This window comes from Variovorax sp. V213, assembly GCF_041154455.1.
GTDB lineage: Bacteria > Pseudomonadota > Gammaproteobacteria > Burkholderiales > Burkholderiaceae_C > Variovorax.
In genome coordinates, this window is the sequence record NZ_AP028664.1 from 4,808,586 (window position 1) to 4,830,302 (window position 21,717).

General features: G+C 68.1%; 23 protein-coding genes. 10 read left to right on the forward strand and 13 right to left on the reverse strand.

Features of this window, described 5'->3' with window-relative positions; all coding sequences use genetic code 11:
* The first annotated feature begins 71 nt into the window (after nt 1-71).
* From ACAM55_RS22685 to ACAM55_RS22700, 4 genes are read left to right on the forward strand one after another with little or no spacing between them, the layout of a single operon-like run.
* A complete protein-coding gene (locus ACAM55_RS22685; protein ID WP_369653679.1) occupies nt 72-992 on the forward strand; it encodes a branched-chain amino acid ABC transporter permease in 921 nt (306 codons plus the stop codon).
* Nucleotides 989-1,975, forward strand: a complete 987-nt coding sequence (locus ACAM55_RS22690) for a branched-chain amino acid ABC transporter permease (protein ID WP_369653680.1) — start codon at nt 989-991, stop codon at nt 1,973-1,975. Before ACAM55_RS22685 ends, ACAM55_RS22690 begins: the two co-directional genes overlap by 4 nt.
* Nucleotides 1,972-2,727: an ABC transporter ATP-binding protein gene (locus tag ACAM55_RS22695; protein WP_369653681.1), complete on the forward strand. Its 756-nt coding sequence runs from the start codon at nt 1,972-1,974 to the stop codon at nt 2,725-2,727. The genes ACAM55_RS22690 and ACAM55_RS22695 overlap by 4 nt, the downstream gene beginning before the upstream one ends.
* A complete protein-coding gene (locus ACAM55_RS22700; RefSeq protein ID WP_369653682.1) occupies nt 2,724-3,443 on the forward strand; it encodes an ABC transporter ATP-binding protein in 720 nt (239 codons plus the stop codon). Before ACAM55_RS22695 ends, ACAM55_RS22700 begins: the two co-directional genes overlap by 4 nt.
* An 11-nt stretch (nt 3,444-3,454) precedes the next feature.
* On the opposite strand, the gene ACAM55_RS22705 is transcribed toward ACAM55_RS22700, so the two are convergent.
* From ACAM55_RS22705 to gtdA, 9 genes are all read right to left on the reverse strand, one after another.
* A complete protein-coding gene (locus tag ACAM55_RS22705) occupies nt 3,455-4,063 on the reverse strand; it encodes a methyltransferase domain-containing protein (protein ID WP_369653683.1) in 609 nt (202 codons plus the stop codon).
* A gap of 267 nt (nt 4,064-4,330) precedes the next feature.
* Nucleotides 4,331-4,939, reverse strand: coding sequence for a glutathione S-transferase (locus ACAM55_RS22710; RefSeq protein ID WP_369653684.1), 609 nt, complete (start codon nt 4,937-4,939; stop codon nt 4,331-4,333).
* 30 nt (nt 4,940-4,969) lie between these two features.
* Nucleotides 4,970-5,848, reverse strand: coding sequence for an acyl-CoA thioesterase (locus ACAM55_RS22715; protein WP_369653685.1), 879 nt, complete (start codon nt 5,846-5,848; stop codon nt 4,970-4,972).
* Nucleotides 5,849-5,942: 94 nt separating this feature from the next.
* Nucleotides 5,943-7,304, reverse strand: a complete 1,362-nt coding sequence (locus ACAM55_RS22720; protein WP_369653686.1) for an FAD-dependent oxidoreductase — start codon at nt 7,302-7,304, stop codon at nt 5,943-5,945.
* Nucleotides 7,304-8,281 (reverse strand): Bug family tripartite tricarboxylate transporter substrate binding protein, encoded by a 978-nt coding sequence (locus tag ACAM55_RS22725; protein WP_369653687.1) that lies wholly within the window; start codon nt 8,279-8,281, stop codon nt 7,304-7,306. Before ACAM55_RS22725 ends, ACAM55_RS22720 begins: the two co-directional genes overlap by 1 nt.
* Before the next feature lie 48 nt (nt 8,282-8,329).
* Nucleotides 8,330-9,313 (reverse strand): Bug family tripartite tricarboxylate transporter substrate binding protein, encoded by a 984-nt coding sequence (locus tag ACAM55_RS22730; RefSeq protein ID WP_369653688.1) that lies wholly within the window; start codon nt 9,311-9,313, stop codon nt 8,330-8,332.
* A 60-nt stretch (nt 9,314-9,373) separates the two neighbouring features.
* A complete protein-coding gene (locus ACAM55_RS22735) occupies nt 9,374-10,627 on the reverse strand; it encodes a 3-hydroxybenzoate 6-monooxygenase (RefSeq protein ID WP_369653689.1) in 1,254 nt (417 codons plus the stop codon).
* 24 nt (nt 10,628-10,651) lie between these two features.
* Nucleotides 10,652-11,356 (reverse strand): fumarylacetoacetate hydrolase family protein, encoded by a 705-nt coding sequence (locus ACAM55_RS22740; protein ID WP_369653690.1) that lies wholly within the window; start codon nt 11,354-11,356, stop codon nt 10,652-10,654.
* Between the two features lie 70 nt (nt 11,357-11,426).
* A complete protein-coding gene (gtdA, locus tag ACAM55_RS22745) occupies nt 11,427-12,512 on the reverse strand; it encodes a gentisate 1,2-dioxygenase (RefSeq protein WP_369653691.1) in 1,086 nt (361 codons plus the stop codon).
* A gap of 136 nt (nt 12,513-12,648) precedes the next feature.
* On the opposite strand from gtdA, the gene ACAM55_RS22750 reads away from it, so the two are divergent.
* The 6 genes from ACAM55_RS22750 to ACAM55_RS22775 all read left to right on the forward strand — a co-directional run bounded on the left by ACAM55_RS22750 (nt 12,649) and on the right by ACAM55_RS22775 (nt 16,804).
* Complete coding sequence (locus ACAM55_RS22750) at nt 12,649-13,545, forward strand: LysR family transcriptional regulator (protein ID WP_369653692.1); 897 nt, start codon at nt 12,649-12,651, stop codon at nt 13,543-13,545.
* 95 nt (nt 13,546-13,640) lie between these two features.
* Nucleotides 13,641-14,084: an acyl-CoA thioesterase gene (locus ACAM55_RS22755; protein ID WP_369653693.1), complete on the forward strand. Its 444-nt coding sequence runs from the start codon at nt 13,641-13,643 to the stop codon at nt 14,082-14,084.
* A gap of 183 nt (nt 14,085-14,267) precedes the next feature.
* The gene (locus tag ACAM55_RS22760; protein ID WP_369653694.1) at nt 14,268-14,780 is read left to right on the forward strand and encodes a phasin family protein; all 513 of its coding nucleotides are present in this window, start codon (nt 14,268-14,270) and stop codon (nt 14,778-14,780) included.
* Between the two features lie 125 nt (nt 14,781-14,905).
* Complete coding sequence (locus ACAM55_RS22765; RefSeq protein ID WP_369653695.1) at nt 14,906-15,616, forward strand: TetR/AcrR family transcriptional regulator; 711 nt, start codon at nt 14,906-14,908, stop codon at nt 15,614-15,616.
* 3 nt (nt 15,617-15,619) lie between these two features.
* The gene (locus ACAM55_RS22770) at nt 15,620-16,456 is read left to right on the forward strand and encodes a hypothetical protein (protein ID WP_369653696.1); all 837 of its coding nucleotides are present in this window, start codon (nt 15,620-15,622) and stop codon (nt 16,454-16,456) included.
* A gap of 90 nt (nt 16,457-16,546) precedes the next feature.
* Complete coding sequence (locus ACAM55_RS22775) at nt 16,547-16,804, forward strand: acyl-CoA-binding protein (protein WP_369653697.1); 258 nt, start codon at nt 16,547-16,549, stop codon at nt 16,802-16,804.
* A gap of 19 nt (nt 16,805-16,823) precedes the next feature.
* Here ACAM55_RS22775 and ACAM55_RS22780 read toward each other — a convergent pair whose 3' ends face one another.
* The 4 genes from ACAM55_RS22780 to ACAM55_RS22795 form a co-directional block, all read right to left on the reverse strand.
* Nucleotides 16,824-18,071: a CaiB/BaiF CoA transferase family protein gene (locus ACAM55_RS22780; protein WP_369653698.1), complete on the reverse strand. Its 1,248-nt coding sequence runs from the start codon at nt 18,069-18,071 to the stop codon at nt 16,824-16,826.
* Between the two features lie 100 nt (nt 18,072-18,171).
* Nucleotides 18,172-18,486 (reverse strand): polyhydroxyalkanoic acid system family protein, encoded by a 315-nt coding sequence (locus ACAM55_RS22785; protein WP_369653699.1) that lies wholly within the window; start codon nt 18,484-18,486, stop codon nt 18,172-18,174.
* Nucleotides 18,479-19,561 carry an aminopeptidase gene (locus ACAM55_RS22790; RefSeq protein WP_369656461.1) on the reverse strand — a complete coding sequence of 361 codons (1,083 nt, stop codon included), beginning with the start codon at nt 19,559-19,561 and terminating at the stop codon, nt 18,479-18,481. The genes ACAM55_RS22785 and ACAM55_RS22790 overlap by 8 nt, the downstream gene beginning before the upstream one ends.
* Before the next feature lie 38 nt (nt 19,562-19,599).
* On the reverse strand, nt 19,600-21,687 hold the full coding sequence (locus tag ACAM55_RS22795; RefSeq protein ID WP_369653700.1) for a molybdopterin-dependent oxidoreductase: 2,088 nt from the start codon (nt 21,685-21,687) through the stop codon (nt 19,600-19,602).
* Nucleotides 21,688-21,717 lie beyond the last annotated feature (30 nt).

A 21,717-nucleotide genomic window follows, 5' to 3' on the forward strand; every position in this document is an offset into this window, starting at 1 on the left:
AACACCAGAGGCCCGGCGGAGCCGGTTCCTCGGTGTTTCCCGAATGAAATGCGGGCAATTCATTTGATCCTATGAGTGGAATTCTTGTTCTAGAGCAGCTGCTCAATGGCCTCGGCTACGGGCTGATGCTGTTCCTGCTGGCGGCCGGGCTCACGCTGGTGTTCGGCATCATGGACGTGCTGAACCTCGCGCATGGCTCGCTGTTCATGTCGGGCGCCTACGTGGCGGCCGAGGCGCACACGCGCACAGGCTCGTTCACGGCGGCCATCGTCATTGCGGTGGTGGTCACCGTCGTGGTGGCGCTGCTGCTCGAAGTGCTGCTGATGCGCCGCCTCTACACACGCGATCACCTCGCGCAGGTGCTCGCCACCTTGGGCGTGATCCTGGTGGCCGACGACATCGTGACGATGGCCTGGGGACCCTCGCCCGTGATGGCGCCGACACCCGCAGCGCTTTCGGGGCCGGTGAACCTGATCGACGGCTTGCCGTACCCGGCGTACCGGCTGGTCATCCTGGTCGGCGGGCTGCTGGTGGCGCTCGCGCTCTACCTGCTGGTCAATCACACGCGCATCGGCATGCGGGTGCGGGCGGGCGCTTCGGACCGGCCGATGGCCGAATTGATGGGCGTGCGTGTGGGCCGAATCTTCAACGGCGTGTTCCTGCTCGGCGCCGCGCTGGCCGCGTTGGCGGGCGCGCTGATGGGGCCGATCGTCGCGGTGCAGGTCGGCATGGGCGAGGCCATCCTGATCCCCGCGCTGGTGGTGCTGGTGATAGGCGGCATCGGTTCGGTGCGCGGCGCCTTCGTGGCCGCACTGCTGGTGGGCGTGGTCGACACCATCGGCCGCGCCTTCGTGCCGATGCTGCTGCGCGCCACGCTGCCGCCCGCCACGGCCGCCGACCTGGGGCCGCTGTTCGCCGAAGTCGCGATGTACGCGCTGATGGTGGCCGTCTTGATCTTCCGGCCTTCGGGCCTGTTCTCGGCACGCGCATGAAATCTTCCTCACGCTATACCGGCCTCGGGCTGCTCCTGCTGCTGCTCGCGGCCTTTCCGCTGGTCGCGCCGCTGTTCGGGCTCGAGTTCTACATCGGCTTCGTGCGGCGCGTGCTCGTCGTGGCGCTGGCCGCGGCCAGCCTCAACTTCATCCTCGGCTTCGGCGGCATGGTGGCGCTCGGGCATGCGGGCTTCATCGGCATGGGCGCCTACACGGTGGTGGCGCTCAGCGACGCGGGCGTGATGTCGGCGTGGGTGATGTGGCCGGCTGCCGCGCTCGTCGCCGGCCTCGTCGCGGCGCTGATCGGCATGGTGGCGCTGCGCACGCGCGGCGTGTACTTCATCATGACCACGCTGGCGTTCGCGCAGATGCTGTACTTCGTGGTGGTGTCGCTGCGGCGCTATGGCGGCGACGACGGCTACACGCTGATGAGCCGGCCGACGCTGCTGCCCGGCCTCGACCTGGGCAACGAGTCGAACTTCTATTGGGTGGTGCTGGTCCTGGTTGCGCTCGCGCTCTGGTGGCTGCACCGCGCGACGCAATCGCGCTTCGGCCATGCGCTGATGGGCATCCGCGACAACGAGACGCGCATGCGGGCGCTGGGCTATCCGGTGTTCAGGCTGCAGCTGGTAGCCTTTGCGATTGCCGGCGCCATCGCGGGACTGGCCGGCGCGCTGCTCGCGGGCGGCAATGGTTTCGTGAGCCCGGCAACGATGCACTGGACGCAATCGGCCACGCTGCTGGTGATGGTCGTCATCGGTGGGCTCGGTCGCGGCTGGGGCGGGCCTGTGGGCGCCGTGGTCTGGCTGGTGCTCGAGGAAGCATTGAAGCAGCACACGGAGCATTGGCACATGCCGCTGGGCTTGCTGCTGATTGCTGTCGCGTTGTGGGCGCCGAAGGGACTTGCGGCTCTCTATCGACGCCGCTCGCCCCTCACCCCAGCCCTCTCCCCTGAGGGGCGAGGGAGCAAGGCAACAACATGAGTCTTTTCAGAATCGAAGGGTTGGTCAGGCGCTTCGGCGGCTTGCTCGCGACCGACCATGTGAACCTGACCGTGGAGCGCGGTGAAGTGCATGCGCTCATCGGGCCGAACGGCGCAGGCAAGACCACGCTGGTGAACCTGATCACCGGCCTGCTCAAGGCCGACGCCGGGCGCATCCTGCTCGATGAGAAGGACATCACCGGCTTCAAGGACCACCAGCGGGTGGCGGCCGGCATGTCGCGCTGCTTCCAGGTGACGCGCGTGTTCGCCAGGGAAACCGTGCACGACAACCTCATGCTCGCGGCGCAGGCCCATGCGGGCAGCAGCCTGCGCTTCATGGCGCCGCGTGCAAAGGAACACGACCTGGTCGAACGCGCCGTGGCGCTGGCCGACCGCGTGGGCCTGGGCAGCGAACGCCACCGCATCGCGGGCACGCTGCCGCACGGCGCACAGCGCGCGCTCGACGTGGCGCTGGCGCTCGCGGCCGAACCCAAGTTGCTGCTGCTCGACGAACCGATGGCCGGCATGGGCCCCGACGAATCTGCACGCATGGTCGAGCTGATCGAATCGCTGCGCGAGTCGATGGCGATCCTGCTGATCGAACACGACATGGACGCGGTGTTCCGCCTCGCCGACCGGCTCACGGTGCTGGTGCAGGGCCGCGTGCTGATGAGCGGCACCGCCGACGAAGTGCGGGGCCACCCCGATGTGCAGGCGGTCTATCTCGGGACGGAAGCAGAGGGGCACGCATGAACGCGACCACCACATTGCTCGAAGCGAAATCCATCGAGGCCGGCTACGGCGCGAGCCAGGTGCTGTTCGGCATCGACCTGAATATCGGCGCGGGCGAAGTGCTCGCGCTGCTGGGCCGCAACGGCATGGGCAAGAGCACGCTGCTGAAGGTGCTGACCGGCACGCTCTCGCCGGTGCGCGGCGATGTGCGCTTCGGTGGCGACGCCATCGGCGGCCACAAACCCGACGCCATCGCACGGCGCGGCGTGGCCATCGTGCCCGAGGGCCGGCATGTGTTCCCGAACCTCAGCGTGGACGAGCACCTGCGCGCGTTCGCACGGCCGCGCCCGGGCAGCGCGCCGCGCTGGACGGTCGAAGCCCTCTACGGCCTGTTCCCGCGCCTCGCCGAACGCAAGGCCAACGCCGGCAACCAGCTCTCGGGCGGCGAGCAGCAGATGCTGGCGATCGCGCGCGCTCTCTCCACGCACCCTCGCCTGCTGATCCTCGATGAAGCCACCGAAGGCCTGGCCCCGGTGATCCGCGAGGAGATCTGGCATTGCATCGCCACGCTCAAGGCCGAGGGCGAAGCGATCCTGGTGGTCGACAAGTACGTGCAGCGCCTGCTGCCGCTGGCCGACCGCCACGTGATCCTCGAACGCGGACGCGTGGTGTGGCAGGGCGACTCGGCCGCGCTCGACGCCGACCGGTCGCTGTGGACGCGCTATCTGGGCGTGTAGATATCGTTTCGCTACCGCGGACGGCATGCCAGAAAGTTGGCCCACGTCACGTTGTCGCGGCCGATCCACTGGCTGTCCCAGTGCGTGCGCAGGCCCGCCGCTGCGAGCGCTTCGGCGAACCGGTCCTTCGCCCAGTACACGGTCTGGTAGTCGCCGTTCGTCTCGCCTTCGCCGATGCGCATGGCCGCCAGGAAAACCCCGCCGGGCTCGAGTGCGCCGAACACCTTGCGCAGGACCGGACCGATCTGCTCGCGATCGACATGGATCAGCACGCACATCGCGAGGATCGCGCTGTAGGGCCCGCCCAATGCATCCGTGACGACGTTGAGCAGTTCGCCCTTCTTGCCGCGCTCGGCCTGCAGATCGAGAAACGCCTGAACCGCATCGGTGCGCCTGACGACCCCGCCCAGGGCCTCGACGAAGTCGGCGTCCTGCCCCGATCCGGAACCGATCTCGAGCACGGCGCCGCCGGCGGGCACGAGCTGCATCATCCGGCGCAGCGCATCCTCGATCTCGGGTGGCCGGTGGCCCGCCACGATCGCGTTGTATTCGCGGGCGGACGCTTCGTAGGACTCGATGGTGCGGTGCATGTTCTTCAGCACCGGGGCGGGAATTTTCATGAGCACCTTTCCGCTCCATCGGACATCCGACGGGATCTGGAAAGGCTAGATGCAAGGCTCCACCCGGCTCATGAGGAAAATCACCTACCTCATTCGGGCGCCGTGTCGAGCCGCAGGATCAGGTCCTGGCTGGCCTGGTTGAGGCCGGTGACCTCGACCACGCCGGGGCGCGTGCACAGGACACCGGGTACTCCCCTCCGCGAATGTCCGCTCTGACGAACGATCCCGTCGGCGGGATCGCGCCCTGAATCGCGCCTGAAAAACGCCCTAGACCGCAGGCAAGGTCGCCTGCATCGAGGCGCGCTGGTTGAACGCACCGAACCACTTCGCCGTGTTCGGCGCTTGGGCGCGCCAGTCGACCGAAGGAAAGCGGAAGTCCATGTAGCCGAGCGCGCAGCCGAAGGCGATGGTGCCGATGTCGACGCGTTCACGGAAAGAAGGCGCGGCCGTTTCGAGCCATTCGAGGCCCGTGCGCACCTTGGCGAGTTGCCCCTCGGTCCACTCGTTCCAGCGCAGCGCCTCGGGGCGCAGCATCGATTCATAGCGTGCGAGCAACGCGGCGGCGGTCATGCCGTCGGCCAATGCCAGTTCGGTCAGGCGCGCCCAGCGCTCCGGACCATTCGCCGGGAACAACGTACCCGACTGCGTAGCGTTGAGGTATTCGCAGATGACGCGGCTGTCGAACAGCACCTGGCCGTCGTCGCACAGGAAGGTCGGCACCTGGCCGAGCGGGTTCTTCGGAAGAATGCTGGCGTCGCGCTTCACCGGACCGGCGGCGCTCGGCAGCTTTTCGATGCGGTCGGCAATGCCGAGCTCGTGCGCCACGACCATGCATTTGCGCACGAAGGGAGAAGCGGGCGAGTAGAAGATCTTCATGCCGATGCAGGTCCTTGGAGGGTGGTGTTCTCAGCGCTTCACGCGCAGCATGCCTTCTTGCGCCGTGGAGGCCACCAGCCGCCCGTCGCGCGTGAACAGGCTGCCGCGGCACAGGCCGCGCGCGCCGCTGGCGCTTGGCGAGTCGAGCACGTAGAGCAGCCAGTCGTCCATGCGGAAATCGCGGTGGAACCACATCGCGTGGTCGAGGCTGGCGGGGCGCACCTGGCCGCTCATGAAGCTCAGGCCGTGCGGCAGCATCGCAGCGCGCAGCAGGCCGTGGTCGGAGGCATAGGCGAGCAGTGCGCGGTGCACGACCGGGTCGTCCGGCAGCGGTGCAATGGCGCGCATCCAGATGGCGCTTTCGGACGGGCGCACCTCCGGCGTCAGCAGGTCGTCGGCTTCAACGCGCCGGTATTCGATGCCGTGCGGCTCCAGGCCCTTGATGCGCCAGCGCTCGGGCAGGCGATCGCCGAGCGCGATGCGCTGGTCGATCTCGCTCACGAGTCCCTCGGGGCCGTCCACCGTGGGCATGGCGGACTGGTGTTCGACGCCGTCGTCCACCGTCTGGAAGGAGGCCGACATCTCGAAGATGATGCGCTCCTGCTGCCGCGCCACCACGTGCCGCGTGGTGAAACTGCGGCCGTCGCGCACGCGGTCCACGCTGTATTCGATCGGCGCATGCTCGCCCGGCAGCAGGAAGTAGGCGTGCATCGAATGCACCGGCCGGTCGGCACCGACCGTGAGGCTTGCGGCCGCGAGCGACTGGCCGAGCACCTGGCCGCCAAACACGGCGGGCGTGCCGATGTCTTCGCTCTGGGCCAGGAACTTGTCGCCCCCAAGGGGTTCGAGCTGCATGAGCGCGACGAGTTCGTCGACAAGGCGGGCGGCGGTGGCGGGATCGGTGGTCATCGGGGGAGCGTTCAACGCAGAGGAAGCAACCCTCAACCATAGCAAAGGCCGAGCCCGCGGGCTGTCGCGGGCCGGTCAACACCACGTGGCGCGCTCAGCGGTCGAGATCGGCGCCGTCGGCGACCAGCTTCTTTTGCAGCGCAGGCGCATCGACGTCCGCGAACTTCGCGCTGTCGCCCAGCGAAGCCGCCGCCGTACCCGCCGCCTGCCCCATGACAAAGCAGCCGCCGCTCGCGCGCGCGGCCGACTGGCCTTCGTGCGTCATGGCGGCGCAGCGGCCGGCCACCAGCAGGTTGTCGACCCGGCGTGGCACCAGCATGCGCCAGGGCAGCTGGTTGTAGGTGCGGTTGTCGTCGCGCGGAAAGGCCCATTCGATGCGGCCGTCGGCATGCATTTCCATCGGCCAGGCGTTGATGCCGATGCTGTCGTCGAAGCGGGCCGACGACAGGATGTCTTCGCCCGTGAGTGCGTACAGGCCCTCGATGCGGCGCGTTTCGCGAATGCCGACCTGCGGCGCGATCTCGACAATGGCCGACTCGGCGAAGCCCGGCACCTCGGCCTTCATGAACTTGAAGTACTCGGCAATCTGGCGCCGGCCTTCGAGCTCGCCTTCGGTGAGCTCGCGCGCGTCGACACCGTTCATCGCACGGCCGGCCGCATTGCGGATCTGCGTGACGTTGGCACGCCATTCGCGCGGGTCGATGTTGGGCCGCAGGATGGCGCCTTCGCGCGGAAACTTGTAGGTGCCGGGCTTCTGCGCCTGCACCCGTTCCATCAGATCATTGATGGCCTTGAATTCGCCCACGGCCGCGAGCGCCGGCTGCGCATCCACCTGGCCGACGCGAAACATCGTGGTCGGGAACAGGCCGCTGCCATGGCCGTCGCCCACTTCGAAAGGCACGCCCGCAAAGGCGGCCACGTCGGCGTCGCCGCTGGCATCGACAAAGGCATTGGCGCGAATCGCCTGCCGGCCCGACTTGGTCTCGACCACCAGCGCCGCGATGCGGTCGCCGTCGCGAATCACCGCGGCCGCCCAGGCGTGGAACAGCAGGTGCACGCCGGCGTCGAGCAGCAACTGGTCGGCCGCGATCTTGTAGGCCGAGGTGTCGTAGGAGCGCACGCGGATGCGGCCCTGCATGCCGTCCTGCGGCTTGTTGAGGCCGCCCAGCGCATCGATGCGCGCGAGCAGATCGTCGGCCACGCCGCGCACCAGCAGCGTCATCTCGCCGTCGCGCTTGCCATACAGGCCCGCGAAGTTGGTCACGCCGCCCGCGGTGCCCATGCCGCCGAGAAAGCCGTAGCGCTCGACCAGCAGTGTGTTGGCGCCGTGGCGCGCCGCGCTCACGGCGGCTGCAATGCCCGCGGGGCCGCCGCCGACCACCACCACGTCGTATTCGCCGAACACCGGCAGCTCGCGCGCCGGCTCGGTCAGGGTCTTGTGCTGGACGGCTGTCATCACTGGATCTTGATGCCGCGGGTCGAGATGATCTTGGTCATGATCGCCGCTTCTTCCTTGACGCGCAGGCGCATGCCGTCGGGCGAGGTGCCCACCGCCTGCCAGCCCTGCTCGAAGAGCTTCTGGCGCACTTCGGGCTGCTTCATGATCACTTCGAGTTCACGGCTGATGCGGGCCTGCGCCGTCTTCGAAAGGTTGGCGGGGCCGAGCAGCGCCACCCACACTTCGAGCGAGAAGTCGCGCACGCCGGCGTCGGCCAGCGGTGGCAGCTCGGGCACCAGCGCGCTGCGGCCGCCCGTGAGGCCGATGGCCTTGAGCTTGCCGGCGCGCACCTGCGGCATGGCTACACCCGGGGGGATGAGGGCCATCTGAACCTGGTCGCCGAGCATCGCGGTCACGACCTGCGGATTGCCCTGGTAGGGCACGTGCTCAGGATTGAAACCGGCCACGCGGCTCTTGAGCAGTTCCATGCCCAGGTGCCCGACCGAGCCCACGCCCACCGAGCCGTAGTTCCACTTGTCGCCGCCCTTGCGCGCCGCATCGAGGAAGGCGGCGCCCGAAGGCAGGTTGTTCTGCGCCACCAGCACCAGCGGCGCCGTGGCAATCAGCGAGAGGTAAGTGAAATCTTTCGCCGGGTCGTAGGGCAGCCGCGGGTACAGCATCTTCGACGAGGTGAGGTTGCCGTTGATCACGATGCCCAGCGTGTGGTCGTCGGTGGCCTTGGCCACCATGTCGGCCGCGATGTTGCCCGAGGCGCCGGGCTTGTTGTCCACCACGACCGGCTGGCCGAGCGCCTTGGCCAGCGGCTCGGCGATGGTGCGGGCGGCGATGTCGGGCGTGGAGCCGCCCGGAAAACCCACGAGCAGGCGAATCGGCTTGGTCGGCCAGGCGTTGTTCTGCGCCTGGGCCGCCAGCGGCAGCGTGGCGGCGGCTGCCAGGCCGCAGGCGATCAGGAGGGCTCTCTTGGATGCGTGCATGGAAGGTGAAAAAGAGACTGTGAAAAAACGTAATGGTACTGATGGCACCTATTCGAGGCTGATGTTGCCCCGGCGCACCAGTTCGCCATACACCTTGGACTTGGCCTCGGCGTTGCGCTCGATCTCCTCGGGCGACCAGGCGAGCGGCTCGAACGCGAAGGTGTCGAAGCGGGCGCGGATCTCGGGGTCGGCAATGACCTTGGCCACGTCGGCGTTGATCCTGGCCTTGACGGCGGCCGGCACGCCCTTGGGCGCGAGCAGCGAGACGAAGGAGTTCACCTCGAGCGAGGCCGGCCCGCCGGCTTCGGCCATGGTCGGCACGTCCGGCAGCTGCGGAATGCGCCTGGGCGCGGCAATGGCCAGGTAGCGCAGCTTGCCGGCCTTGTAGATGCCCTGGCTCGACGGAATGCTCGCAAAGCTCCACGGCACATCGCCCGTACCCACGTTGGAGAACAGCTGCGACACCTCGCGGTAGGGCGCATGCCGCATGCGGATGCCCGTGAGCGCCTCGAGCTGCTGCGCGCCCAGGTGGCCCGGGCTGCCCACGCCCCACGAGCCATAGACGATGGCTTCGGGATGGGCCTTGGCGTCGGCGATCAGGTCGCTCATGTTCTTCCACTTCGACTCGCTGGACACCGCCACGAAGAACGGTGTGCGAAACAGCGAGGCCACGGGGTCGAAGTGCTGCAGCGTCACGAAATTGCGCGACTTGTACAGGTGCGGCAGCGCCGCGATGTGCTCGCTGTCGAGCTGCAGCAGCGTGTAGCCATCGGGTGCGGCGCGCCGTGCCTGGTCGATGGCGATGAAGCCGCCGCCGCCGGGCTTGTTATCGATCACCACACGCTGGTTCCACAGGCGCGAGAGCTTGTCGGACACCAGCCGCAGCACCGCGTCGGGTCCGCTGCCGGCGGCAAAGGGCGTGACCAGGGTCACCGGCTTGTTCGGAAAGTCGCTGGCCTGCGCCAGGACGGCAGCGCTGGCCGAAAGGGCGATGAGCCCCGTCAACAGCGCACGCGAGATGTTGTGGTTCATGATCCTTTGTCTCCTGGGCCTGTGGCCTCGAATGGTGATGATGGAAGCAATCCGCTCGATTCAGTGCGGCGAAAGCACGGCGTCCGAGCGGCCCCGTCGCGCATCTTCCAGGCAATGCTCGGGCCGCCAGGCATAGAGCCATCCGACCGCATCGTAGAAGCGTTCGGGCGTGCGGCCTGCCCAGAGGCTGTTGCGCACCAGCCGCTCCACGCCCTTGGCGTGATAGAGCCGCCCCATCTCGCGCACCGAAAGCACCACGCGGGCGGTGCGCGGAATGCGCGCGGCCTCGTAGAGCTTGAAGGCGGCCGGCATGTCGAAATTGCAGGCCTGCACCGCGGCGCCCAGCGTCACCGCGTCTTCAAGGGCCATGCAGGCGCCTTGTGCGAGGTACTGCATCATCGGATGCGCCGCGTCGCCAAGCAGAGTGGCCGGACCGTCGCTCCAGCGCTCCACCGGATCGCGGTCGGCCGTGCTCCAGCGGCGCCACGACGTGGGCCGGTCGAGCAACTGGCGCGGGCGCGCATGCACGCCTTCGAAGTAGGAAAGCACTTCCTCCCTGCTGCCCTCGGAAACGCCCCACTCTTCCTGCTCGCGGCTGTGGAAGGTGACGACCAGGTTGTATTGCTCGCCATGGCGCAGCGGGTAGTGCACCAGGTGGCAGTTGGGGCCGGCCCAGACCACGGGTGCGTTCCAGCGCAGGTCGGCCGGCATGTCGGCCACGGGCACCACCGCGCGGTACACCACGTGGCCCGAGACGCGCGCCTCGTCGCCCACGAGCCTGGCGCGCACGACCGATTTCACGCCGTCGCAGCCCACGATGGCGTCGGCCTTGAAGCGCCGACCGTCGCGCGTGGTGGCGACCACGCCCTGCGTTCCGCCTTTGCCGATGTCGATGGACTCGACCTGCGCCGAGGTGTGGAAGCGGATCAGCGGATGCTGCTTCACGGCGTCGTGGATGGCACCGTGCAGGTCGGCACGGTGGCTCACCGCGTAGGGATTCCCGAAGCGTGCGCGAAAGGCCTCGCCCACCGGCACCGAGGCCACTTCGCCGCAATCGACCGCATCCATCATCACGAGCCGGTCGGTAAAGACCGAGCTCCGGCGCACCGCGTCGCCCACGCCCAATGCGTCGAGCGCCGCGAAGGCATTGGGGCCGAGCTGAAGTCCGGCGCCGATCTCGCCGATGGTGGCGCTCTGCTCCAGCAGGTCGATGGAAACACCGAGGCGCGCCAGCGCCAGCGCGGCGGCCATGCCGCCGATGCCGCCGCCGACGAGCAGCACGGTGGGAGGATTTCTCGGGGGGGTTGTGCTCATCGTGGGCCTTTGCGCAGGGCTCGGTCAGTCGATACGAACGGTGAGCGAGGGCAGCTTGTCGATGCTCACCTTGAGGGTCTGGCCGGGCTTCACCGCGCCCACGCCCTCGGGCGTGCCCGTGAAGATCAGGTCACCGGGCTGCAGCGTGAAGAGCGTCGAGAGATTGGCGATCACCTCGTTGACGGACCAGATCAGGTGCGTGATGTCGCTGCTCTGGCGCACCTGGCCGTCGACCTCGAGCGTGATGGCGCCGGCATTGATCTCGCCCACGTCGGCGAAGGTGCAGAGCGGCGCGATGGGCGCCGAGAAATCGAAGGCCTTGCCGATTTCCCACGGGCGGCCCTGCTCGCGCATCTTCATCTGCAGGTCGCGGCGCGTCATGTCCAGGCCCACGGCATAGCCGTGGATGTGGCTGGCCGCCTGCTCCACCGCGATGTCCTTGCCGCCCTTGCCGATGGCCACGACGAGTTCGGCTTCGTAGTGGTAGTTGCTCGTGAGCGGCGGGTACGGAAGGGCGCCGGTTTCACCTTCGGCCACGGGCACCACCGAGGCGCCGTCGTTGGGCTTGCAGAAGAAGAACGGCGGCTCGCGGTCGGGGTCGAAGCCCATCTCGCGCGCATGCGCCGCGTAGTTGCGGCCCACGCAGTAGACCCGGCGCACCGGGAACAGGTCGCTCGAACCGGCAATGGGCAGGCCGACGATGGAAGGAGGCGTGAAGACGAAGGACATGAAGGCTCCTGCCGCGCGCGGCGGCACATGGTCAATGCAAGGCAAGAAAAGAAAAAAGTCCGGCCGGCTCTCAGGCGTCTTCGAGAAAGGCTTCGCGCAGGATGCCCATCGCCTGCTGCACGGGACGATCGGAGAAGCTGAAGAGCACCACGTCTTCGCCGGCAGCCGAGAGGCGCAGCGGCGCCCAGGAAGGCACGACGAAGGTGTCGCGCGGGCCGAACTGGAAGCGTTGACCGGCGATGTCGGCGCTGCCGCGGCCTTCGACCACGCTGTAGACGGTGCCGTCGGTGGCGCGATGCGTCTTGCCCGCGAAGCCCTTGGGCAGCAGCTGCAGCTGGGTGCCGATGGTGGGCATCGGCGCGCCGCCCGTCAGCGGGTTGATGTAGCGCAGCTTGTGGCCGAGCCAGGCATCGGGCGCTTCCTGCTTCTGCAGCAGGGCCAGCGCCTCGCGGCTGCGGGCGTAGGGGTAGTTGAAGATCGGCGAGGTGGCCGACACGTGGTCGTGGCGCACCGGCACCATGTTGTGGCCGAAGCGCGCGAGGCTGTTGCCCTCGGGGCGGGCCACATGCTGCACCTTGGCGTCGTCGTTCTCGGCAAAGCCGGCATCGAAGAAGCGCAGCATCGGAATGTCCAGCCCGTCGAGCCAGACCACCGGCTCCGCCGTGCCGCCGACGCCCTCGTTGCCGTGGTCATGCCAAGCCCACGACGGCGTGATGATGAAGTCGCCCGGGTACATGGTGGTGCGCTCGCCGCCCACCGTGGTGTAGGCCCCCTTGCCGTCGACGATGAAGCGCAGTGCCGACTGCACGTGGCGGTGCGAGGGCGCCACCTCGCCCGGCATGATGAGCTGCAGGCCGGCGTAGATCGACTGCGTGATCGACGAGTTGCCGGGCAGCGCGGGGTTCTCCAGCACCAGCACGCGGCGCACCGCTTCCTCGGCGGTGATGAGGTCCGCCGACTCCATCAGCAGCGGCCGGATTTCGTCGTAGCGCCAGAGCGCCGGCACACAGGGCGTGGCGGGCTCGCGCGGCACCAGCGCATGCAGCGACTCCCACAGCGGCGTGAGGTGGAGCGGGCGGATGCGCTCGTAATAGCCGCGGCGCTCCGCAGCGTTGGCGGGCGACGTGGCGGCGGATTTCTTGGCAGTGGGATTCATGGCGGTTACGGCCTTCGCGTGGCCGTTGTCTCCGGGAAACGGCGATCTTCCACCGGCACTACTATTGGCGCAACGGGGCCAAGGAAATAGCCTCGATCTTATTTCTTGATAATGGTGGCGGCAAAGGAGTTGTTTCATGGCCCAGCTCGATCTCGAATGGCTGCGGGTTTTCGACGAGGTCTACAAGACCGCCAACGTGTCGAGCGCGGCCGAGCGGCTCGGCATTGCGCAGTCGGCGGCCAGCACCGCGCTGGCCCGGTTGCGCGCGCATTTCGGCGACAAGCTGTTCGTTCGCACTTCGCGCGGCATGGAGCCCACGCCCTACGCACGGCAGATCCAGCCGCTGGTCCTCGACATCCTCGACCGGCTGAACCGGGCCAAAGGCGGGCGCGCCAGCTTCGACCCCGCCACCGCAGCACGCAGCTTTCGCATCTGCATGACCGACATCAGCGAAGTGGTGCTGCTGCCGGGCCTGCTCGGCCACCTGCGGCATGCGGCGCCGGGAGTGCGCATCGAGACCGAAATCATTTCCACCGAGAGCGCGCGCCGGCTCGAGGACGGCGCGGTCGACCTGGCCGTCGGCTTCATGCCGCAGCTGGACGCGGGCTTCTACCAGCAGACGCTCTTCATGCAGGACTTCGTCTGCCTGGCGGCGCGCAACCATCCGCGCATCGGCGAACGGCTCACGCGCAAGCGCTTCGAGGCCGAGGCGCACGCGGTGGTGGCGTCGTCGGGCACGGGCCACGCCATCGTCGACAAGACCATTGCCCGGTTGGGGTTGAAGCGCAACGTGGTGACCAGTCTTTCGAGCTTCCTGAGCGTGGCGCGCATCGTGGCCCAGACCGAACTCATCGTGATCGTGCCCAGCATCCTCGGCAAGGTGCTGGCCACGCAGGAACCGGTGAAGCTGCTGGAGCCGCCCTTCGAGCTGCCGGCCTACGCCGTCAAGCAGCACTGGCACGAGCGCTTCCATGCCGACGCCGGCAACGCCTGGCTCCGGCTCACCCTGGCGGAACTGTTCGGCGGCGGCTGAACGTGCGTGCCATGGCGACCGGCGGCGAGCCGCCCAGGGGCCGGTCGCTCGCATAATTGAGGTCCCCACCCATCAGCCCACGGAAAAGGCGGCGCATGTCTTCCATCACCCTTCGTTTTCTGGCCGAGCCCAGCACCGTCAACTTCGGCGGAAAGGTCCATGGCGGCACCGTCATGAAATGGATCGACGAAGCCGGCTACGCCTGCGCCACCAGCTGGGCCAAGCGTTATTGCGTGACGGCCTTCATCGGCAGCATCCGCTTTCACCACCCGATCATGATCGGCGACCTGGTCGAGGTCGAGGCCCGGCTGGCCTACACCGGCACCACCAGCATGAACATCTCGGTCGAGGTGCGCAGCGGCGACATGAAGGGCGGCACGATGGACAAGACCACCGAATGCCTGATCGTCTTCGTCTCGGTCGATTCGCACGGGCGGCCCTTGCCGGTGCAGCCCTTCGTGCCCGGCACGCCAGGTGAAATGGCGCTGGCCGAACGGGCCAAGACCCACTTGGACGCAAGCCGCGCCGCCGGAAAATAAGCCCTCCCCCAGTCTTCGCGCACTTCGTGTCGCTTCGCCGACCCCCTCCGGGGGCAACACCAGCGGCCCGGCAAAGCCGGTTCCGCGGTGTTTCACGAAGGGACTCGCCGGTAGACGTGAAGCTCTAACGGGGAGGATGCCCAGCGGCTAAAGTAGCTCGATAGTTTTCACAGGAACATTCGCATGGCTACCCAGGACGACGATCACGGCAACAAGGGCTCCGACCGCATCAAGGATTCCGCGCAGCAGATCTGGCTGGCGGGGCTCGGCGCCTTCGCCAAGATGCAGCAGGAAGGCAGCAAGGCTTTCGAGGCACTGGTGAAAGACGGCGCCGGCATGCAGAAGAAAACCCAGGCAGCCGCCGAAGAAACGCTGGCCCAGGCGCAAACGCGCATGGCCGGCTTCGCGAGCGAATTCGGCACCAAGGCCGCAGGCCAGTGGGGCAAGCTCGAGAACATCTTCGAAGAGCGCGTGGCGCGCGCCCTCGAGAAGCTCGGCCTGCCTTCGGCCGCGGACCATGCCGCGCTGCAGGCGCGGGTGGCGGCCCTAGAGGCCGAAATGCAGCGCATGCAGGGCAAGAGCTCGACCCCCGCGGCACGCACCGCGAGCCGCAAGACGGCCGGGCGCCGCGCGGCGCCCGCGTCGGCGGGGGCGGCCGCCAAGAAGACCGTTCGGCGCAGCACCAAGGCCGGCTGACCGCCGCCTCGAGCTTCCTTTTTGCGGCGGCGCACAACGGTGCCGCCGCAAAATCATGGCCCTGCCCGGTTTGTGGCGCGGTGCACATACGCTAGAGTGTCCTCAAAAGACAAACGGGGACTGACATGGCCAAGAAGGCGCCACGCCGCACAGCGCAACGCATTCTCGAAGCCGCACTGGAGCTGTTCAACCGCTTCGGCGAGCCGAACGTCTCCACCACGCTCGTGGCGGGCGAGCTCAACATCAGTCCCGGCAATCTCTACTACCACTACCCCGCCAAGGAAGAGCTGATCAACAAGCTCTACGAAGGCTATGAGGCCGAGCTCAACGAGCTCCTGCATGCGAGCGAAGGCGTGCACGATGTGGAAGATGCCTGGTTCTTCATGCACAGCCTGTTCGAGCTGATCTGGCGCTATCGCTTTCTCTACCGCGACCTGAACGACCTGCTGAGCAAGAACCGGCATCTCGAAACGCAGTTCCAGCTCGTGCTCAAGAACAAGGCGCGCGCCATCCGCGTGCTCATCGCGGGGTTGAGCCGGGCCGGGCACCTGGAGATCGATGCCCACGAGGTCGACACGCTCGCCCAGAGCATGGTGGTGGTGCTGACCTACTGGCTCAGCTACGAATATGTGCGCAATCCGCGCGAGGCGCTGGAACCTGCCCATGCCCAGGGTGCTCTGATGCGGGGTGGCCAGCACACGCTGCACCTGCTCGCGCCCTACCTCGGCCCTGAACAGCGGCGGCATTTGCTGACACTGAGCCATGCCTACAGTGGCGATGATTCGGACAGCGCGCCGCCTCCAGCCGCGCCAGTCGATCTGGCAGCCCAGTCCTAGACCATGCCCCATCCAGACTTCAAGCCGCTCTCGCTGATGTCCGCCAGTCCGGTTGCCACGACAGCGGACCCCTGGACACCGCTGCCCTATGCCGATGTGCCGCGCTACGACACGCAGAGCCTGCTTGCGCATTGGCCCCGCCTGCACGCCGGCCACGCCGTACCGCCGCCGGCCGAGGGACACCCGCTGGCCGAGGGCTGGGTGCTGTACCACAACGGCGAATTCCAGCGCGCCGCCGCGCTCGGCCTGTTGCACGGCGCAGAAGGCCTGGTGCTGGCCAACCAGGCCACCGCCATCTATGCCAACTACCTGGAGCCGCGCGAATCGGTCCGGCTTTCGATGTTCCGCCAGGTCATCGAGCGCGCCGGCGCGCAGGTTGCATCCGATCCCGGGAACTGCCACGCGCTCTACTGGCAGGCCTACGCGCTCGGCCGCTACAGCCAGGGAATCAGCGTGGCGCGCGCGCTGGCGCAGGGCCTCGGCAGCAAGCTCAAGGGCGCACTCGAACAGGTGATCGAACTGCAGCCGGACCATGCCGACGCGCACATCGCCCTGGCCGCCTTCCATGCCGAGGTGATCGACAAGGTGGGCGCGCTGGTCGGCCGCATGACGTACGGCGTGCGCGCCGAGATGTCGGTGGAGCTGTTCGAGCGCGGGCTCGAGCTGCACCCCCACTCGCCCAGCGCGCTGATGGAATACGCCCGCGCGCTGCTCATGCTGCACGGCGACGCGCACCTGCGCGAGGCCACGCAGCTGTACGAAAAAGCCGCGGCACTCCTGCCCGTGGATGCGAAGGAACGGCTCGACGTGGAGCTGGCGCGGGCGGGATTGTCGGACTGAGGCCGTCTCCTCGCGGGACGCCGCCGGTACTGCCGGGTACCACGCCCTTTAAGATGCGTACCGTCCGCTTTTCAATTCCTTTTGACCGCCATGTCCGACCTCAACGCCCAATTCGAAACCGCCCAGGCCAATTCCAAGCTGCTGGCCGAGCGCCCCGACAACCCGACGCTGCTCAAGATCTACGGTCTCTTCAAGCAGGCCACCGAGGGTGACAACACCGCCAAGAAGCCCAGCTTCAGCGACATCGTCGCGCGCGCCAAGTGGGACGCGTGGACCGCTCAAAAGGGCTTGAATGCCGACGAAGCCAAGCAGAAATACATCGACCTGATCGAATCGCTGCGAGGCTGACCCCCACCGATTCGACCGCTCAGCCGACGATCCCGCGCGCGTGCAGCGCGGCGATCTGCTCGGTGCTGAGGCCGATCTCCTTCAGCACGGCATCGGTGTCCGCGCCCAGTGCGGGTGCGTTGTGCCTGTGGCTGGCCGGCGTGAGCGAGAGCTTGGGCACGAAGCCGGGCACCGCGAGCGCGCTGCCGTCGGCCATCGGTACCTGTTGCAGCATGCCGCGCGCGGCATAGTGCGGGTCGGAGGCAATATCAGCGATGGTGTAGATGCGCCCGGCCGGCACGTGGGCGGCGGCTAGAGCAGCGAGCACCTCTTCCACCGTTCGCTCGGAAGCCCAGTCGCCGATGGCGGCATCGAGCATTTCCACCTGCGCCACCCTCCCCGCGTTGCCGGCCAGCGCGGGATCGGCCGCGAGGTCGGGCCGCCCGATGCATGCCATCAACCGGCGAAAGATGCTGTCGCCGTTGCCCGCCACGATGGCATAGCCGCCGTCGGCGCAGCGGTAGGCGTTGGTGGGCGCAATGCCGGGCAGCGCGCTGCCGGCCGCCTCGCGCACCGCACCGAACGCTCCGTATTCGGGCAGCAGGCTTTCCATGCAGTTGAAGACGGCCTCGTAGAGCGCCACGTCGACCACCTGGCCCCTGCCCTTCGGGTGGTCGGCGCTGACCGTGGCATGGCGGTGCTGCATCGCCATCAGCACGCCGATCACGCCATGCAGCGATGCCAGCGTGTCGCCGATCGACACGCCCACGCGCACCGGCACGCGGCCGGGCTCGCCTGTGAGGTGGCGCAGCCCGCCCATGGCCTCGGCCACCACGCCGAAGCCCGGCCGGTCGCGGTAGGGGCCGGTCTGACCGTAGCCGCTGATGCGCAGCATCACGAGCGCGGGGTTGGCGGCCAGCAGCTCGTCGGGGCCGAGGCCCCAGCCCTCCATCGCGCCGGGGCGGAAGTTCTCGACCAGCACGTCGGCCTCGGCCGCCAACTGCCGCACGATGGCCTGTGCTTCGGCCTGGCGCAGGTCGAGCGCGAGCGAACGCTTGTTGCGCGACTGCACCTGCCACCAGACCGAGGTGCCGTCCTTGAGCAGCCGCCAGGTACGCAGCGGATCGCCGGCGCCGGGCGGCTCGATCTTGATCACCTCGGCGCCGAAATCGGCCAGCGTGCGTGCCGCAAAGGGACCGGCGATCAATTGCCCGAGCTCGATGACCTTGAGGCCGGCGAGCGGACCCGCGGCGGCAGGCGCGGCAGGGGAAGAAGAGGTGTTCGTCATGGCGCCAGAGTGTGCCGCGCCGGCGCCGGCCCTTCGTGGAACGATGATCAGCGGCGCGGCGCTGCCGGTGGATGGCGGCTACACCATCGTCCGAAGCCGCTCAGGCGAAGCGCGTGCCGCCGCTGGGGGCTTCGAGCAGCGCATCGAGGTTGCGCGAGATCTTCTGCTCGATCTGCTGGCTGAAGCTCGCGAACAGAAAACCCAGCGTCGCCTCCAGCTTGAAGGTGTGGGCCGTGACCTCCACCGTGCCGTCGATGCCCGCGCGGCTGAACTGCGCCAGGTCGCGGTCCTTGCCCTCGGTGTACGTGCATTCCAGGCCGTAGTCCTGCTCCACCTGCTGGATCCACTGGCGCGCGACCTCGCGGGCGCTGGCAATGCCCAGCGCGTGATTTCGTTCGATAAGGATGTCAGGCACCGTGATCTCCGTTGTTGCCGTGGCTTGAATTCGTCTGCTGGATTCCGGTGGCCGCTTGCAATGCGTTTCGCCGCTCATCGGCCGTGGGCAATGCGGCGATGCGGCGAACCTCCTTGTAGAAGCGCGGCCAGTTGCGGCTCTCGCGTTCGAACAGCGCCTCGAAGCCCGGAACCAGGTCGTCGTAGGCGCCCTGGGCCGCGAAGGCCGCGTTGTTGGCGCGGGCCACCCAGCCATCGTAGGCGCCCTGGCGCGGACCTTGCCATTCTGCGCGAAGCCTGGCGTAGCGTTCGCGGAAATCGTCCATGGCTGCTTTCTTCATGGCGTCGACCGCAGCCCGCTCGCCCGCCTTCGCTTCCGTGGATTCGTACGCCCGGTTCAGCGCGCGGCGCGTATCGAGCGCCAGTGCGCGGAACTGCCGGCGCTGCGCGTCGAAGCGCGCGTACTCGCTGCGCGCCGTGTCGCTGGCCTCGCGCTGCAGCCACATCGCCCCGCCGATGCGCTCCACCGCGGTGGCATACGACTCGTTGAAGACCGTGTCGCCGGGCACGTAGAGCACCTGGTGCGCGAGTTCGTGAAACACGATGCGGGCCAGCTCGCCCTCGGGATAGCCGATGAAGGTGGAAAGCAGCGGATCGCCGCCGGCCCAGTTCATCCAGCCCAGCGTGGAATACGCCGGTACGGGGTACACGGCCGTTTCCATGCCCTTGGCGCGCTGCGCCTCGGCTTCGGCCCTGGCCGCGGCCTCGTCGTAGTAGCCGCGGTAGCCCACGCAACCCGCCACGGGGAAGCACCAGTTCTTGAGCGTGAGCGAATACGGCGGCGCGGCCACCACGTTCCACACCGCCGCGGGGCGGTGCAGATCGGCATACGACTTGTAGCTGGGGTTGTCGGGCAGGGCGAGTTCGGCGACGGCGAACCGCCGGATGCGCTGCGCGAGTTCGAGCTTGGCCTTGAGCGGCTCGGAAACAGCCGGGTCCGCGAGCCATTCGGGCACCGGTTTTGCAGCCCGCATGAGGCCGATGTGGCCGCTGGCCGATTGCCAGTAGTAGCCCAGGTCGGCGCAGCCGCCGAGCATCAGCAGCGCGGCGGCCGCGGTGAATGCGGGCGCGGCCCTCACCCCAACCCGCCCCCCGCGGGCGAAGGAGCGAGACGCTCGACCTGCACCAGGCAGTCGTAGAAGGTCGGGCCGCGGCCGATGTCGGTCAGGCGCTGGCTGGTGAGCTGGTTGACGTTGGTGCCGTCCATGCCGAGCTTGCGCCACCAGATGCCCATGCCGTGCACCACGCCGGGCCGCGCGCGGCGCGAGACTTCGGCGCGGCACCGGTGCTCGCCCCGGTGGTTGAAGACGCGCACGGTGGCGCCGTTCTCGATGCCGCGCGCGGCCGCGTCGACCTCGTGGATCTCGAGCAGCGGCTCGCCTTCGATGGCGCGCAGGCTCGTCACGTTGACGAACGTCGAATTGAGAAAGTTGCGCGCCGGCGGCGAGATCATGGCCAGCGGGAACTCGGCGGAGCTGCCCGCCGCTTCGTAGTTGGGCACATGGTCGGGCAGCCCGTCCATGCCTTGCGCCTGCAGGCGCGCGCTGAAGAATTCGCAGCGGCCCGAGGGCGTCGGAAACTTGCCGTCGGCAAAAGGCGCTTCCGGGAGCTTCAGGCTGGTGAAGCCCTGCGCCAGCAACTGCCCGTAGTCGATCACGCCCGGCGCAAACGCGCTGCGGCACAGCGTCTCGTCGTCGTCCGAGAAGCAGGGCTCGTCGAAGCCCATGCGGCGCGCGAGTTCGCGAAATACCCAGGCGTTGCTGCGCGCCTCGCCGCGCGGTGCCACCGCGGGGCGGTTCAGCAGCACGTCGGTGTGGCCGTAGCTGCAGTGGATGTCCCAGTGCTCGAGCTGGGTGGTGGCGGGCAGCAGGTAGTCGGCGTAGTCGGCGGTGTCGGTGCGGAACTGCTCCAGCACCACGGTAAAGAGGTCTTCGCGCGCGAAGCCCGCCACCACCTTGCCCGATTCGGGCGCCACCGCGACCGGGTTGCTGTTGTAGACCACGATGGCCTTCACCGGCTTGGCCTCGTCGAGCAGCGCATCGCCGATGGTGCTCATGTTCACGGTGCGCGGCTGGCGGCCCGCGAGCAGGTCGGGGCGCTGCAGCGCGGCGCGGTCGGCCGGAAAGTGGCCCGAGCTGCTCAGCAGGAGCCCGCCGGCGCGGTCGCGCCAGGCGCCCACCAGCGCGGGCAGGCAGGCGATGGCGCGCGCCGCGTTGCCGCCGCCGCGCACGCGCTGCATGCCGTAGTTCAGCCGTATCGCGGCCGGCCTGGTGGTGCCGTAGGCCTCTGCCAACGCCACGATCTGCGCCTCGGGCACGCCGCACACGGCGGCGGCGCGCGAAGGCGGCCACTGCAGCGCGCGCTCCCGAAGCTGTTCCCAGCCCAGCGTGTGGTTGGCGATGTAGTCGTGGTCGAGCCAGTCGTGCACGATGAGTTCGTGCATCAGCGCCAGGGCCAGCGCGGCGTCGGTGCCGGGCAGCAGGGCAATGTGCTCGTCGCACTTGTCGGCGGTTTCGGTCTTGCGCGGATCGATGCACACCAGACGTGCGCCGGCACGCTTGGCGGCCTGCGCATGGCGCCAGAAATGCAGGTTGCTGGCAATGGAGTTGCTGCCCCAGATCAGGATCAGCTTCGCCTCGGCGAAGAATTCGATCCGCATGCCGACCTTGGCGCCCAGCGTGTAGACCATGGCCTCGCCGCCCGCCATGGAGCAGATCGTGCGGTCCAGCAGCGTGGCCCCCAGCTTGTGGAAAAAACGACGGTCCATCGACTCGCCCTGGACCAAACCCATGGTGCCGGCGTAACTGTAAGGCACAATTGTGTCTGGATTTGTCCGCAATGCGCGAAGATGAGCGGCGATGTCGTCAAGCGCGGCCTCCCAGCTCACCGGCTCGAACTGGCCGCTGCCCTTGGGGCCGGACCGTTTCAGGGGCTGGACGAGCCGCTCGGCATGCTCGTTGCGTTCGATGTAGCGCGAGACCTTGGTGCAAAGAACGCCAGCCGTGTGCGAATGGGCCGGATTGCCCTGCAGCTTCACGGCCACGCCGTCCTGGACGGTGGTGACAAGGGCGCAGGTATCCGGGCAGTCATGTGGACAGGCGCCCAGGACCGTGGAAGTTGAGGTGGGGAGAACAGCTGTTGTAGAGACCGGGGCATCGACCATCCGGCAAGTCTAAAGTTTTCCAGGTTTGGC

Coding starts and splice junctions, on each gene's coding strand:
- gtdA (WP_369653691.1), bottom strand. CDS start 12,512: ATGAATCCCACTGCCAAGAAATCCGCCGCCACGTCGCCCGCCAACGCT.
- ACAM55_RS22750 (WP_369653692.1), top strand. CDS start 12,649: ATGGCCCAGCTCGATCTCGAATGGCTGCGGGTTTTCGACGAGGTCTAC.
- ACAM55_RS22685 (WP_369653679.1), top strand. CDS start 72: ATGAGTGGAATTCTTGTTCTAGAGCAGCTGCTCAATGGCCTCGGCTAC.
- ACAM55_RS22740 (WP_369653690.1), bottom strand. CDS start 11,356: ATGTCCTTCGTCTTCACGCCTCCTTCCATCGTCGGCCTGCCCATTGCC.
- ACAM55_RS22755 (WP_369653693.1), top strand. CDS start 13,641: ATGTCTTCCATCACCCTTCGTTTTCTGGCCGAGCCCAGCACCGTCAAC.
- ACAM55_RS22795 (WP_369653700.1), bottom strand. CDS start 21,687: ATGGTCGATGCCCCGGTCTCTACAACAGCTGTTCTCCCCACCTCAACT.
- ACAM55_RS22705 (WP_369653683.1), bottom strand. CDS start 4,063: ATGAAAATTCCCGCCCCGGTGCTGAAGAACATGCACCGCACCATCGAG.
- ACAM55_RS22730 (WP_369653688.1), bottom strand. CDS start 9,313: ATGAACCACAACATCTCGCGTGCGCTGTTGACGGGGCTCATCGCCCTT.
- ACAM55_RS22725 (WP_369653687.1), bottom strand. CDS start 8,281: ATGCACGCATCCAAGAGAGCCCTCCTGATCGCCTGCGGCCTGGCAGCC.
- ACAM55_RS22770 (WP_369653696.1), top strand. CDS start 15,620: ATGCCCCATCCAGACTTCAAGCCGCTCTCGCTGATGTCCGCCAGTCCG.
- ACAM55_RS22695 (WP_369653681.1), top strand. CDS start 1,972: ATGAGTCTTTTCAGAATCGAAGGGTTGGTCAGGCGCTTCGGCGGCTTG.
- ACAM55_RS22760 (WP_369653694.1), top strand. CDS start 14,268: ATGGCTACCCAGGACGACGATCACGGCAACAAGGGCTCCGACCGCATC.
- ACAM55_RS22790 (WP_369656461.1), bottom strand. CDS start 19,561: ATGCTCGGCGGCTGCGCCGACCTGGGCTACTACTGGCAATCGGCCAGC.
- ACAM55_RS22690 (WP_369653680.1), top strand. CDS start 989: ATGAAATCTTCCTCACGCTATACCGGCCTCGGGCTGCTCCTGCTGCTG.
- ACAM55_RS22710 (WP_369653684.1), bottom strand. CDS start 4,939: ATGAAGATCTTCTACTCGCCCGCTTCTCCCTTCGTGCGCAAATGCATG.
- ACAM55_RS22780 (WP_369653698.1), bottom strand. CDS start 18,071: ATGACGAACACCTCTTCTTCCCCTGCCGCGCCTGCCGCCGCGGGTCCG.
- ACAM55_RS22720 (WP_369653686.1), bottom strand. CDS start 7,304: ATGACAGCCGTCCAGCACAAGACCCTGACCGAGCCGGCGCGCGAGCTG.
- ACAM55_RS22735 (WP_369653689.1), bottom strand. CDS start 10,627: ATGAGCACAACCCCCCCGAGAAATCCTCCCACCGTGCTGCTCGTCGGC.
- ACAM55_RS22715 (WP_369653685.1), bottom strand. CDS start 5,848: ATGACCACCGATCCCGCCACCGCCGCCCGCCTTGTCGACGAACTCGTC.
- ACAM55_RS22765 (WP_369653695.1), top strand. CDS start 14,906: ATGGCCAAGAAGGCGCCACGCCGCACAGCGCAACGCATTCTCGAAGCC.
- ACAM55_RS22775 (WP_369653697.1), top strand. CDS start 16,547: ATGTCCGACCTCAACGCCCAATTCGAAACCGCCCAGGCCAATTCCAAG.
- ACAM55_RS22700 (WP_369653682.1), top strand. CDS start 2,724: ATGAACGCGACCACCACATTGCTCGAAGCGAAATCCATCGAGGCCGGC.